17 protein-coding genes are annotated in these 12,729 nt (G+C 38.8%); 14 read left to right on the forward strand and 3 right to left on the reverse strand.

Going from position 1 to position 12,729, the window contains the following annotated elements; all coding sequences use genetic code 11:
• Nucleotides 1–60: 60 nt before the first annotated feature.
• Entirely contained in the window at nucleotides 61–1,005 is a 945-nt protein-coding gene (locus ACFIJQ_RS04810) for a YopJ/AvrA family T3SS effector serine/threonine acetyltransferase (protein WP_375628800.1), read from the reverse strand.
• Between the two features lie 1,322 nt (nucleotides 1,006–2,327).
• Here ACFIJQ_RS04810 and ACFIJQ_RS04815 point away from each other — a divergent pair.
• Nucleotides 2,328–2,459: a hypothetical protein gene (locus tag ACFIJQ_RS04815; protein ID WP_375628801.1), complete on the forward strand. Its 132-nt coding sequence runs from the start codon at nucleotides 2,328–2,330 to the stop codon at nucleotides 2,457–2,459.
• Nucleotides 2,460–2,762: 303 nt separating this feature from the next.
• On the opposite strand, the gene ACFIJQ_RS04820 is transcribed toward ACFIJQ_RS04815, so the two are convergent.
• Complete coding sequence (locus ACFIJQ_RS04820) at nucleotides 2,763–3,332, reverse strand: hypothetical protein (protein ID WP_375628803.1); 570 nt, start codon at nucleotides 3,330–3,332, stop codon at nucleotides 2,763–2,765.
• Nucleotides 3,333–4,663: 1,331 nt separating this feature from the next.
• Nucleotides 4,664–4,801 (reverse strand): hypothetical protein, encoded by a 138-nt coding sequence (locus ACFIJQ_RS04825; RefSeq protein WP_375628805.1) that lies wholly within the window; start codon nucleotides 4,799–4,801, stop codon nucleotides 4,664–4,666.
• A 761-nt stretch (nucleotides 4,802–5,562) separates the two neighbouring features.
• Here ACFIJQ_RS04825 and ACFIJQ_RS04830 point away from each other — a divergent pair.
• The 13 genes from ACFIJQ_RS04830 (at nucleotide 5,563) to ACFIJQ_RS04890 (ending at nucleotide 12,517) form a co-directional block, all read left to right on the forward strand.
• Nucleotides 5,563–6,081 carry a hypothetical protein gene (locus ACFIJQ_RS04830; RefSeq protein ID WP_375628807.1) on the forward strand — a complete coding sequence of 173 codons (519 nt, stop codon included), beginning with the start codon at nucleotides 5,563–5,565 and terminating at the stop codon, nucleotides 6,079–6,081.
• A gap of 8 nt (nucleotides 6,082–6,089) precedes the next feature.
• Nucleotides 6,090–6,641, forward strand: coding sequence for a hypothetical protein (locus ACFIJQ_RS04835; protein WP_375628809.1), 552 nt, complete (start codon nucleotides 6,090–6,092; stop codon nucleotides 6,639–6,641).
• A gap of 57 nt (nucleotides 6,642–6,698) precedes the next feature.
• Nucleotides 6,699–7,256 (forward strand): hypothetical protein, encoded by a 558-nt coding sequence (locus ACFIJQ_RS04840; RefSeq protein ID WP_375628811.1) that lies wholly within the window; start codon nucleotides 6,699–6,701, stop codon nucleotides 7,254–7,256.
• Complete coding sequence (locus ACFIJQ_RS04845) at nucleotides 7,246–7,443, forward strand: hypothetical protein (protein WP_375628813.1); 198 nt, start codon at nucleotides 7,246–7,248, stop codon at nucleotides 7,441–7,443. The genes ACFIJQ_RS04840 and ACFIJQ_RS04845 overlap by 11 nt, the downstream gene beginning before the upstream one ends.
• Before the next feature lie 11 nt (nucleotides 7,444–7,454).
• The gene (locus ACFIJQ_RS04850) at nucleotides 7,455–7,787 is read left to right on the forward strand and encodes a hypothetical protein (protein WP_375628815.1); all 333 of its coding nucleotides are present in this window, start codon (nucleotides 7,455–7,457) and stop codon (nucleotides 7,785–7,787) included.
• Between the two features lie 394 nt (nucleotides 7,788–8,181).
• The gene (locus ACFIJQ_RS04855) at nucleotides 8,182–8,442 is read left to right on the forward strand and encodes a hypothetical protein (RefSeq protein WP_375628817.1); all 261 of its coding nucleotides are present in this window, start codon (nucleotides 8,182–8,184) and stop codon (nucleotides 8,440–8,442) included.
• Nucleotides 8,443–8,560: 118 nt separating this feature from the next.
• A complete protein-coding gene (locus ACFIJQ_RS04860; protein WP_375628819.1) occupies nucleotides 8,561–8,794 on the forward strand; it encodes a hypothetical protein in 234 nt (77 codons plus the stop codon).
• Nucleotides 8,795–9,182: 388 nt separating this feature from the next.
• On the forward strand, nucleotides 9,183–9,539 hold the full coding sequence (locus ACFIJQ_RS04865; RefSeq protein WP_375628821.1) for a hypothetical protein: 357 nt from the start codon (nucleotides 9,183–9,185) through the stop codon (nucleotides 9,537–9,539).
• 228 nt (nucleotides 9,540–9,767) lie between these two features.
• Entirely contained in the window at nucleotides 9,768–10,115 is a 348-nt protein-coding gene (locus ACFIJQ_RS04870) for a hypothetical protein (RefSeq protein WP_375628823.1), read from the forward strand.
• A gap of 27 nt (nucleotides 10,116–10,142) precedes the next feature.
• Nucleotides 10,143–11,279 (forward strand): DUF6990 domain-containing protein, encoded by a 1,137-nt coding sequence (locus tag ACFIJQ_RS04875; RefSeq protein ID WP_375628940.1) that lies wholly within the window; start codon nucleotides 10,143–10,145, stop codon nucleotides 11,277–11,279.
• A gap of 211 nt (nucleotides 11,280–11,490) precedes the next feature.
• Nucleotides 11,491–11,742, forward strand: a complete 252-nt coding sequence (locus tag ACFIJQ_RS04880; RefSeq protein ID WP_375628825.1) for a hypothetical protein — start codon at nucleotides 11,491–11,493, stop codon at nucleotides 11,740–11,742.
• Nucleotides 11,743–11,752: 10 nt separating this feature from the next.
• Entirely contained in the window at nucleotides 11,753–12,325 is a 573-nt protein-coding gene (locus tag ACFIJQ_RS04885; RefSeq protein WP_375628827.1) for a hypothetical protein, read from the forward strand.
• 15 nt (nucleotides 12,326–12,340) lie between these two features.
• The gene (locus tag ACFIJQ_RS04890; RefSeq protein ID WP_375628829.1) at nucleotides 12,341–12,517 is read left to right on the forward strand and encodes a hypothetical protein; all 177 of its coding nucleotides are present in this window, start codon (nucleotides 12,341–12,343) and stop codon (nucleotides 12,515–12,517) included.
• Nucleotides 12,518–12,729: the final 212 nt, after the last annotated feature.

A 12,729-nucleotide genomic window follows, 5' to 3' on the forward strand; every position in this document is an offset into this window, starting at 1 on the left:
GTAAAGCCGCAAAGCTTCATTCTTTGTGGATGTGGAATACGGATATGGCTAAAACACTCATTACATCATCAGAGATTTGTATTCCGTCGCTCTTTTTCTGTGTTGTGAAACAGAAACAGTTTTTCCTTCTGCTGAACTTAAGCTTCTTTCAAATCTCTCTCTCAGAGTTTCGCCTTTTTTGTTTACTTTTTCATGTGCTGCTTCTGGGTTGGCTTTTAGATATTCCCCAAGACGTCTTCTGCCTTGCACGTGTTTGTATAAACGAGCCGGAAGATATGGATCTAATTTTTCAGCAGGTAAAGGCGTGTCTGGTTCACATAACACACCCTTAATATTATCTTTGTGTAGTCTTTCTAATTTTTGAGCTTCGAGATAAAGCTTTTTGGCAAGGCTTAAGCTGAACATTCCACATTCAGAGGAGCTTCGTTGAATATCCATTTCTACCATGGCAAAATGAATATTCGGAAATTGGTGATGTTCAATGGATTGTCGCGTCCTTAATGCAAGTAATGCGGGAAGCGTGTCACGCAGTAAGGTCGGTTCAAAAAAGATCAAAGATGTTTTATTATCAATGGTTTGATGATCGACAACCGCAAAATGAATTCCCCTATCTTGTGCGTTAACAATAAATCTGGAAGATGTTATACCGCGCTCAAAAGTGTCTTTGAGTGCAAGGGCAAAGCCGTCAGGGGGGCTTGTAAGTTTGAGATTCATCTCTGGATATTTACGATTTGCTTGATCGACCAAGGCTGGCATCATGTAAAGATCTAAAATATCATAATAATTTTTGATCCAACTGCCATCGGCATTATGCTGTTCTAAACCAGCAACAATATCTTTTAACTCTGCACGGTTGAAAGGGGTGTTTTTTATTTTTTCAATGTTAAGCTGTTCTAAATGTGCAGTAAGAGTGTCTAATGATGCATTTGCATACGCCCCTTCAGGTGCACTTGCCCCTTCTGGGGTTTGTGAGGAATGAGGTGGGGGGAAATCTTGTGGCTTCATAATCTTAGCCTCCATGTTGATGATCGATAGGTGATATTATCTTCTTCAATTTTGGCTAAACAATGTTTTGAAAAACAAGCCTTTGCATTTTGAAAGATGAGGCGATGAAAGCATATTGTTGCCGTTTTCATATTTTTATGCGTGTATTGCTCATCATTGCTGTGATGTATGATATTGGTATTTTATGGGGGGATTATTAGGGCGTTCTATTGGGAGCCCGTGAATACGGCTTGTTTTGAAAATCTCAAAATTACAGGGCTGTTGGTGATGCAAATTGGATGATGCAAAAGAAAACAGTCAGAAAAAAATGAAAGATACCTTCAAACCGTAAAGTTTTAAACATTGTCGCGAAACACACAGTTTATAACAGTCTATAATAATGCGAAAATTTAATGATGAAATCTGGACGCAAAAAACCCCTTACCGCACCTGTCATTAAATACGATTTTTCATATTCTGTCAACAGCAAAACGACGATTTTTCCTTTTTATTGTGGCAAAAAATCTACAGAAAAAAGCTCATTCATTAGCTATGCAGTAAAATATGTTGTTTTAATGGGAAAGTTTTTGATGCGGCAAAAAACATTTCCTCCTTTGAGAAAAGGAGGGGGCAAGGTGAAGGGAGAGGAGAGAATTGTGGTTTTGAAATCCGTGGTATTTTATTGATGGAATTAGGAAGGTGATGATTGGAAGGTGTTGCGGGGGCAAAGCTTAGGTGTTGCGCAGGGGATTTCCCGTGGTGGATGACTTAAAGTGGGGGCTCGTAGGTGGTTAGAGGGCGTGATGGCTCTTCGAATGGCTATAGGGGGCTCTAAAGGTTTCTGTATAAAGATGTATTGATTACCATAAATGCTTTTCCTCCTTTGAAAAAGGAGGGGGCAAGGTGAAGGGAGAGGAGAGAATTGTGGTTTTGAAATCCGTGGTATTTTATTGATGGAATTGGGAAGGTGATGGTTGGAAGATATTACGGAGGCAAAGCGTAGGTGTTGGCGATTGGGGCTGTGCTGGCTGTCCTATTAGCGGTGGCGTGATGAGTGGATGGTTACCGGTACAGTTGTTGATGAGGGAGGAGATTGTTGGTGGGGGCTTTTTCTTTCGTTTAAGGGATGATGCTTTTAATTTTGTAAAAAAATCAATGGGGCGTTTAATAATAAGCTGTTGATTTATAATGATGTTTTAGTCGGTATTGATCTTGAATGAGAAATCCAGATTATGCTGCAGTCAAAGCCATGTCTCTTGTTCGTCATAAGATCAGGAAAGCCGTATAGAATTGTACAAGAAAAGACGCACAATGACTATAATGAATTGTCTCAAGAGCTAAGGATGTCGCGATATTGGGGAAAAGTGGATGATGAGGGCTGTTTGTTACAATGGGAGGTGATGGAGAGGGGAGGTGATGGGGAAAATGTTGCTGTCTGGAGAGGGGAGACAATATTTATTTTGCCTATGCCGTGAAATATGCTGTGAATTATTGTCCTTTGAGGCATGGGTAGGTATATAGTTTGAGGTATGGTGATAAGTCTCTTTGACAGGTTGAAGCGTTTTTTAAAGGGCGTGGTGGATATTTTAAAGCTTGTTTGTTGTGTGCTTTAAGCTCGTCAATCCCATGAAATTCTATGAAAGGCAAGTTCGGTGGATCTCAAGTGTAACTTGCCAAGAAGGATTATTTCTTTACAACGGAGCTGGTTACAAAGAGGCATGTTACAAAGGAGGTTTTGTAATCTTTATCCTGTGAGGAAGAGAAAACGATGGGTGTTTTTAGCCAATGCTCTTTTTGCTAGAACAGTCAAAATGTTTATAAAGGGCATCAAGAATAATACGCAACGAACCAACAAGATTAGGCAGCGGTTGATCTTCTATAACAAGATATTGTAATGCCGCATGAAAGTTGTGTTGACGATGCAAATATTGCGCTTCTTTAATCGCTTCTTGCATATCTTCATAGCAATTCGTTGCTCTTTGAATCCATTGCTTTTTTGTTTTCTCATCTGATGCGCTGTGCGTAAAACCATCATAATAGCCGTTTGGTAAGCCTTTTGCACATAAATAGTCGTTTCTGATTTGCAAGTATCGTTGCGCCGTGTCATATTGCTCTTTACTGATGCCTGATGAATCCCCTTTATAGCCAAGCAAACAAAGACGCCCAATATAGGTTCCGACAAGCGGATTTTTCGCTTCTTCAAGGCTTAACCCAAAGTGTTTTGCACGCATTTCAATCGCAGATTGAAGCGCAGATTCGCTGGGGCTTTTGGCACGTGAAATACGGCCATTGGGCTCTCTGAGTTTGCCTGTTATTCTCGGTCTACCGCGTTTTTTACGTATTTTCATGAACTTAACCATTTAAATGAAAAATAAACTGTCTGTTGATGGGGGACAGTGATGTAAAAAGCACTTTGAGCAAATACTGGGGAGCAAATACTGAGGGGAGCAAATATTGGTGGAATATGAGCCGTTGCAGATCAAAGGAGAAACGGATACTAAAGGCGTCTTTCAGCACAAAGAACAGCAACGGTGTGGGGCGAAAAAATCATCTTTAAGGTGTTTCTTGCCATTTTTATCTTATCCCTATCAGTCTCATTTCTCGCTCCTATCGTGCTTATTTTTTCATGGATAGCGGATTATTTGCTCTCTAAAGATTTCTCAACTGCTCTGGAACAGTTGAAAAGAAACTTTTGTCACATGTGAATAAATAAACAAGAATGATGTTTTATGGGTATGGCGTCGTCTTTCTAATAGGAAGTCTTTTCTAATAGGATTATTTGCCTTCTTTCTCATGAGCGCTTTGTGGAAACTTTTCAGTTTCATCTTTGAAAAGTCATTGTTTTTATTATTCGTGGATTTTTATCATCCGTTGAGCTTTGTTATTGAGAGGCATATTGGGGTTTTCTTATTGGGCGCTGTACCAAGATGTCTGATGTAGATTAAGCTGCGAAATATACATTTATCCTTTATAGAGGATTTTATCTTTTTTTTGAGCGGCACAGAGCTTAAAAAAACAAACTTTTCAATGTCCTTATAATAGCATAAGATCCTTATCTTTTCAAGTAAAATATGGTTCATCAGTTCAAAATAACAAAATAAACTGTAGAGGATCAAGCAATTTAGGATCATCTTTTATGGAGGATATTTTCATTTTTGCTGTTTTAATGGATTTCATCATAAAAAGGGAGGTGGTCACTTAAAATGGTTAAATGACGGGATGCAATATCCAAAGAAGCTTTATAAGTGGCAGGTAGCTTGATAAAAGAGGCGTTTATTAAGAGATGCTTTTATAAAGGTGGGGGCTATGAGGTGTAAGACATTTCTTTTTTAATTTTAAAATAGGGGCTTTTTGAATCAAGAAATTTTAAAATGAGAATTGAAAAATTGCAAAGCTGCTGTGGGCGCATTTTAGATAATCGGTTGTTTGGTTTGGTTTGTGGGGCGTGCTTATTGCTTCACGCTTTTGTTTATCGCGTTCTTGTTTCTCACATTCTGGGGGCACATCTCTTACGTCATACACAATGCCTCAAACGGAATATACTTATTGCGGCATATTCACGCGCTTGTTTTTAAGAGACATCTCTTACATGTGCTCGAGCCCATTTCACGACGGTGGCTCAAGAAGGGTATCATGGTAAAGCTTTCATGATAATATAAAAGCCCATGACAATATAACTTTATTGAGGATCATCATTTTTAGGATTCATAAAAGCGTAAGCTGGTATCATCGCATATTTTGCCAATTCCCAATATGTATTACAAGCTCTTGGCATTTGAGAAGGTTTATAAGAGGCATTTTCATTGTACAATTTCACTCCGCATGGCTCCTCCACTTTTTACGTACAAGCAAATAAATTTGATTGATTCAACAGGGGATAGATTTGAAATGAGAGAATCTTATAGCATTTAGGATGTGTTGATGATCAAGATACAAAGTGCTTGTGAAAATGTTTTTTATCTTGTTATGCCATAAAATACTGTCATTTGAGGCGGGGATAGGAAGGCTTATGAGGCATTACAACGTTTGACGCATTAAGTATTAAAATATTAGGTGCCAATGTTAAAGAAGGATTTGTGTTAAGGGAGAAGTTGTTCGTAGAGCGCTTTATGCAAGTGGAACCCATAAGTGCTCAGCAGGCGGAGTGCACTTAAGAGCAATGGGATTGTTGACAAACTGAGGTGGGTTTTAAAATCTTTATTCTTTGAGATGAGCAAGGAATATCATCATCCTTTGCTTTATATATACTCGGCTTCATTTAAGCGGTGAAAACACTGTCGTTTATGGTGGGCATGTCAGTTTTCCACATGGGATGTTTTTTAGATTAGATATTTGTTGGATTTTTTTTAAAACGGTGTCTTTTAGGGTTTATGTGATCGATAAAGAGAGGGAAAGGGGTGTTTGGGCTTGTAAGCGCGTCATGTATAAGCGCGTATAGGGCCTTAAGTGAATAAAATATTTAGAGGGGATTTATAGTGCTTGCTTTACTCTGAGAAGAGTGCTAAGCGAATTTGCCGCGCTGGTGGCGTGCTATCAAATATTGAAGAGTGGGAATTTTAGAAGTGGGGGAGTATCCGTATGATCGAAGATAAATCACAACACCAATCTGCCCATAAGGGAGATAAGGCTTTTGTATCGAAGCCAGTGTTGGATCAATCGGCAACTTTCAAAAAATGGATGATGCTTTCAACAGGCGATTATATCATCATTTGTTGTTTGGCTATCCTCTTGTTGGTGCTTTTTTCCGCGACTGTCTATATGAGACCTTTGGAATTTTTTCACATTATGTCCAAAGAACAGTTTCAAGCAATGAGACAAATGAAACAAGAAAGTTTTCAGGAAATAATTCAGGAGAGCCTTGCACATCCTTTTCAAAATCCTATCATCGAGCATTTGCTTGATGCGGGGTGGAATAGTGTTTGGGCTTTTTTATGTTTCTTGCCGCAAATGATTTTTGCTGTTCTTTTTGGGTTGTTTCCGCTCTTTTTTGTCTTTAACGCCATATTTAAACGGGATGTGAAGGAAATGATGCTACAATGGGAAACCTTGCCAGAGCAGCAACAGCTAGACAACCAATCTCTTAACAGAAGACAATAGGGGGAAAAGTGACCGCTTCTTTAATCATTGGAATGTTGATTGCCGTAGGGACGGCAATTTTTATTTGTTCTGCAATTTTTATGGTATTCCTTTCTACCGTGGTGACAATCGTTGCACTTTACTATTCGTTGATAAAACGGACAATCTTGTTATTGGCGACGCAGCGAAAATTAAAAAAGGGTGCAGCGCAGAATTTGAGGCATAATCAGGCAGAGGGTAGAGGACAGAATACAGTTCTTGCAACAAAGTTCAGTGCCTTTTCTTTTCAAGAATCTTTGCTTCTCTCAAAAAAAGATTATTTTATGATCTTTTCTATCGCCTTCGTTATGGTTGCACTTTGCACAGGTGTTGTCATTTTTTTAGCTTTTCTTCCAAAATCTGCAATTTTTTTGCACAATTACGCGCCTATGATAGTGCTTCACATGATTGATTTTGTCATGCGACTGCTGTTTTGGGTCTGGGCATGTATTGTTGTTTCTTTACCTGTCATTTTAATTCTCCATAGTTTCCTTCAGTATGGCGTGCAAGAAACAGTAAAGGAATTAGAAACATTTGTTTGAGCAGAGGATAAAAATGATGATTTCACATCAATGCGATAGGGAAAAAAAGGGAGCATTATGATGCAGCATTTGGCTTTTTTAGGGTTCGTTATCATTGCCATTTTAATGGTTATGGTCATTGTTAGGCTTCCTTACCTGCTGATCAAGCATATGAAGTTATCTTTTAAACTCGCTCAAGACTTGAAAAAGAGTACGACGCAACAAAAACAAGCCATACAACAATTGCGCAATGATCGGGGAGAAATGAAAAGACACAATCTCGCGCTTGAGACACTTGATGCGAAAATGCGCTTTCTTAATTTCAAAGAATCTCTGCCCTTTTCTTCAAAAGAATGTAAAATAATCTTTTTTATCCTTATTCTCTTTTCTGTTTTGCAATCTTCTTGCTCTATCGCAAATTTTGTATGGTGGAAAAATGATAGTGTTGCCTATATCATGCAGCTGTTGAGCCTTATATGGTTAGGGATTTTTCTCTTTTTTCCGATCATTGGGATCATGTGCATAAAATTAACGAGAAAATTGAATAAAACGCTTCAGCAATTGGAAGAAGCGATAAAACAACGCGATCAGGCAATCCGTATGCAGAATGTGGTAGGGGGACAAAATGACGAGTAGTCTTATAACATTAATAGCCATTTCTTTCCTGTGTTTTACGCTTTTAAATGTTTTAATATGGGGGCCGCTCTTTGCCGTTTATTACCTGTTTATCAAGCGTGCGCGGCTTTATTGTCGCGTGAAAAAGGAACTGAAATGCGCGCTGAATGAACGCGATATTGCCTTAAAACAGATCTCTCAAAAATAAAAAGCAGCAGAATGTTTGATAAAAAACAGCTTTCTCTTGTTTGGCAAGACTATAAAAAAATATTTTATATTTCTACGGTCATGGCGACTGCTCCAATAGTTATAACTGTTGTCGTTAAGATATGGAGAGGGGAGGACTTTGTTTCTCTTGTCGTATTCGAGCCACTGGCATGGATGCTTGCCTGTACTTTTTTATTCTTACCGATTGTTTTTATTATGCGTTTTATCGTGACCGGTCAGTTGAAAAAAATGGTGCGGCAATTGGAAGAAGAGGTTGAGCAGAAAGGAGCTCCCGTCATCTTATACGATGTGAGCGAGGGAAAAGTGAGCGAGGGGAAAAAGTGAAGAGAGGCTTTTATTGAGCCTTGCTTTTGACTTGTTCATTAAGGAGCATGGGTGTGCTTCTCGTTTTATGCTTTTTTATATTTGTGTCGTGTTTTTGAGAAAAATTGAGGCTCTTGCTTGAGTAAGGTTTTTGCTTGCGTGGGTGTGACGAAAAGTGAAGAGAGGCTGTTATTGTTCTTGGGCTTCACTTGCTGTTGGTGTTTTCTTTAAGAGAGAAAATCTTGTAACTTATTTTCTTTTTATCAAGTATAAAAATGTGCCTTACCAAGCGATATTGAGAGCAAAAAATCTATACTTAAAGCAAAAGATATTCTGGTGTTTGGGGAAGAAGAGCCCATTTTTTTGCAGGTGGAGAGACAAGGCGCATAAAGAAGGCGCGCCAAAAGCTCAAGTTTTGATTAAGACGTTTTTCCCCATGGAAAGTGCAACAGTGCTTTTAAAGAGCTTGGGGTGGAGGAGAGAAATTGAAAGACAAGGGGAACACCTATTTATTTACGAGACTGTTATTTATTTACGAGACCGTGAAGGACAGTTTCTCTTTCTGGATGAAAAAGGTTTTGTGCAATTTGATTATGGAATTGTAGGAGGCGCTGGTATCCATGCGGCGGCTTGCCAAATGATTAATCCTTATCATTTTAGGGCTTTGCCAGATTGACAACGAGGCTTTGAGGCAAAGGGGTGGATTTTAAGGCAAAGGGATTGGAAATTTTTTGAGGAAGAGGTAAGCCTTTGGTGATTACGCCGTGTGCTTGAGGAAGCTTTAGATAAGGGCGATGAACGAGGTTGATCTTGGCAGTGTGCTTGGCTTTCAAAATGGGGGCACCGCCTTGGAAAAAGGAAATAATGATATCTCTCAAGGGACTTCTTCTTTGCTGTGCACCCTTGGGGCTTTGGTATTGAGGGCTGATGTTAAAATTTTACACCCTTCTCACAAAAGCTTTATGGAAGATGAAAGTTTGGGCTTTGAAAAAAATATCGAAAAAGTCCATTTGGTCCGGTTTTGTTGATGATTAAAATCGTCATAAAGACAAAGCAATTTCGTTATGATTTTCTTGCATCAGTTGGTTTTTTCTTTGGAAAGCAGCTTATCTTCCTGAAAATAAAAAGAGCACTCAGAATTTTAGAGCCATAGACCCAAATTTGTGCAATAGAAGAAGATATTTTTATGAAAATTTAATCGACGAGAAAAGAGAAGCCTTAAGACAATAGGGGGTACACTGTGAGTGATGAAAACATGATGTTTGAAGGTGATGGAAAAAAATGCACCGCTGATATTGTTTTCATAAAAGATGAGAGATACAAGCGCTTGATATTGATGAACCCTCATTCATTGTGAGGACGAAAACTTCGGTTCATGAAAATGGCTTAAAAATTGAGACAAATGAGGGATAAAAAATGAGGGGCAATGGAAAAAATGCAATATTGGATGAAGAGCCACGGTCTTTTTCGCTTGAAGAAGCGTTTTTGACAAGCAAAAATTATAAAATCATCTTTTGTATTGCTTTTATTATTACCGCTTTTAAAGTGGCACTCTTTATATTTTTTGAGTGGGATTTGACAGAGTGGTCGAATTATATCCTATTCATTTTAACATTAATATTGGGTTTTATATCAGTGCTTCTTTTTGTACTCATTCCTGTTGCCTTTGTGGTTCGTATCATCTTTACGCGTTTGTTGAAAAAAAAGATCGATAAGTTGGAGCAAGCAATCTGGCAGCGGAGCAAAACCGCTTCTCAACAAAACAGTGCGTGAAGGGAGGGCAGAAAATGAATACCGGTCTTTACATATTCTCATGCGTTGTAGGAGCACTTCTCTTCGTGCGATGTTTGAGGTGGATGGAAAAAAATGCACCGCTGATATTGTCTTTATAAAAGATGAGGGATACAAGCGCTTGATATTGATGAACCCTCATTCATTGTGAGGACGAAAGCTTCGGTTCATGAAAATAGCTTAAAAATTGAGACAAATGAGGGATAAAAAATGAGGGGCAATGGAAAAAATGCAATATTGGATGAAGAACCACGGTCGTTTTCGCTTGAAGAAGCGTTTCTGACACGCAAAAATTATAAAGTCATCTTTTGTATTGCTTTCATTGTGGTAACTTTGAGAATGGTTCTCTTCGTACTAATGTGGCGTGAGTGGAAAGGGAATGTCATAGCAGCTCTCTTTTCTATTGGGGAGTTTATATTAGATTTAACTTTTGTGTTCATCCCTGTTGCCTTTGTGGTCCGTATCATCTTTACGCGTTTGTTGAAAAAAAAGATCGATAAGTTGGAGCAAACAATCTGGAAGCGGGTAGCTGCTACGTATCGACAAAAAAGTGAATAAGGGGTGGGGAAAATGATAGATATTAAAATGATGGATATTATTGTTGTACTCTCGTGGGGTGCGGGCTTGACGCTTTTCATGCTGCTTTCTGCTGTAGTCATGATGTTTATTTGGGCATTGTATTATTCTACTTTCAAGCGGGTGAGACTATATTGCCAAGTGACAAAAGAATTAAGCCGCGTGCTTGAACAACCTATCGCTTTTGAGCCGTCCAGTGAGGAAATGCCGATGATTAAGCCGTTATCTGAGGTAAAAGAGTTTTCTCTTTCTGATGAGGAAATCCTAACGATGGAAAGTGCAACGGCGCTTTTAAAGAGTTTGGGATGGAGGGTGGAAATTGAAGGAAAAGGGGATCATTTGGCCACCTATTATTTACCAGATCGTGAAGTGCAGTTTCTTTATAATGCTGAGAAGGGGTATCCGCGATTTGATCGTGCAATTGTGGTGGGCTCTGGTATCCATGCGGCGGCTTGCCAAACGATAGACCCTTATAATTCTGGAGGCTTGATTGCTCTTGACTTGAGTTTTGATGTGAAGGGGTTGGAAATTTTTGAAGAAAAGGTAAGCGCCAAGCGTTTACGTCGTGCACTCGAGAAAGCTTTAGAAAAGGCAATGACAAATGTTGATCTTGGCAAGATGCTTCGCTCTCAATATCGTATCCTGCCTTGGGAAAACAAAATTGTAGTCCCTCAATTGACTCCTTATTCGCTGCGCTATCTTGCGGCTTTGGCTTTGATGGGCGATGTTGAAACCTTACACGCTTATCACAAAAGCTTTCTGGAAGGTGAGAGACTGGGCTTTGAAACAAGCATCGAAGAGGAGCATCTGGAACGCGCGATGATAATCGCTAAGGCGGTAGAAAAAACAAAGCAACCCAGTTACGATTTGCTTCAACAGGCGGCAAAGGATTTTTCCATGGAGGTGGAGAGCTATGAATATTTTAGAGCCATAGATCCCAGTTTGTGCAATAGAAGAAGAGATTCTTATGAAAAATTGATCGAGGAAAAAAGAGAAGAATTAAGACAACAGGGATATTTCGTTTACGAAAAGGACGCGATTTGTAAAGTTGATGGAAAAAACTATCGTCCCGATATTCTTTACATAAAGGATGGGGAGTTAGAATATATGGATGTAGAAATTAGGATTGATGAAAAAATTTATTGAGAAAAATAAAGAGTTTAGATAAATTAAAAAGAGCTTAAACCTAAAAATAATGCGTAAAAAGCGCGAAGTGTAAAAGCAGAGGGGAACAATGCAGGAGAAAAAAGCAACATTTGAAGTGTCTTTCTTTTTATTCAAAAAATTTATGGTGTCTTCAGTGGAAAGGCGTAAAGGGGTGAGGAGCTGTGAGATAATAGGGCGCTGCTTTTTCACTATGTTTTGCACATGTCTTATCATGATGGCTTTAGAAGTTCCTGCTGGTGCAAAATCTCTGGTACAGCCGTTGCAATGGATAAAATGGGAAGGAATTGGTTATCTTATTTTTCTCTTACCGGTGTTGATTTGGTTTTGTCTTCTCACTCCTCTTCCGATCCTTTGGGGGGTTGATCGTTTTAAAGAGCGCAGATTGGAAAAAATAAAGAAAAAACTAAAAGAAAAAACAAAGCAGCAAGAGATTAATCAATGAGACTATACGCATGAGGGGTGAGGCTGCGGTTTTTATTTTGTTTCTGCTGGTTGGATGTTTTCTTCTAAATGCAGTTACAGTTTTTGCCATTTTTGTGAATATGATTATTGTGGCGCCTTATTATTCTTTAATAAAGCGTTTGAGGCTCTATTACAGAGTGAAAAAACAAAGACGTTTGATGAAAGAACACCCACAGCGTTTTTGTTTCTTTGAAAAAAGTGGAAAAGAAAAAGAGAGAGTGCCGCAAAACTTAGCACTAGAAACACAGATAAGTTCCTATTCGTTAAAAAAATGGCTCGCTTTTTCACGCAAAGATTATATCCTCCACGCATGCCTCTCTTTCATCATTATGTTTTTCAAAGCTTATGTCTATGTGATTTTCTCTAAAGGGATAGCTGAGATAGATGAGAGCAGATTTGAATATCTTGCCATTCTCTTGTTTTTCTGGTTTTTTTTATCGGTATGTATTTTTGCAACGATCCCTGTTATTGTGATCCTTCGTGAAATTTTAACTTCTCGGTTGAAAAAGAAGATTCAGCAATTGGAAGAAGTGACTGAAGCAACCCAATCAATCAATTTATAAAGAGAAGGGGATAAAATGCATTACGAAATGGCGGCAGCTTGGACGGTGGTTTTGATCATTTTGCTGGGGGGTGTTTTTGATTTTTTCTTAACAATACCCATTGTGGCACTGTATATTTCTTTTATAAAGCGTTTGATATCGTATTACAAGGTTACGCGGCAATTAAATGCAGCGCTGAAAAAGCGTATGTAGCGCTCATGTCATGGGGGGAGGTGTGAGTTTTAGATCATGCCATTGCTTCACAGCTTGGGAGGAGGGCATGGATTATTTTTCTCATTTTACGCTGATCTCTGTTTGAAAAGGGCTGATGCCAATCAAGAGGCTTGCAATAGGCTTTGGCTGTTTATCAGAAGTTTTCTTGTTTTCTGTGAATTTGCAAAATCGTAAAAACGTGGAACTGTAAT

This window comes from Bartonella sp. TT67HLJMS (assembly GCF_042193375.1).
GTDB lineage: Bacteria > Pseudomonadota > Alphaproteobacteria > Rhizobiales > Rhizobiaceae > Bartonella > Bartonella grahamii.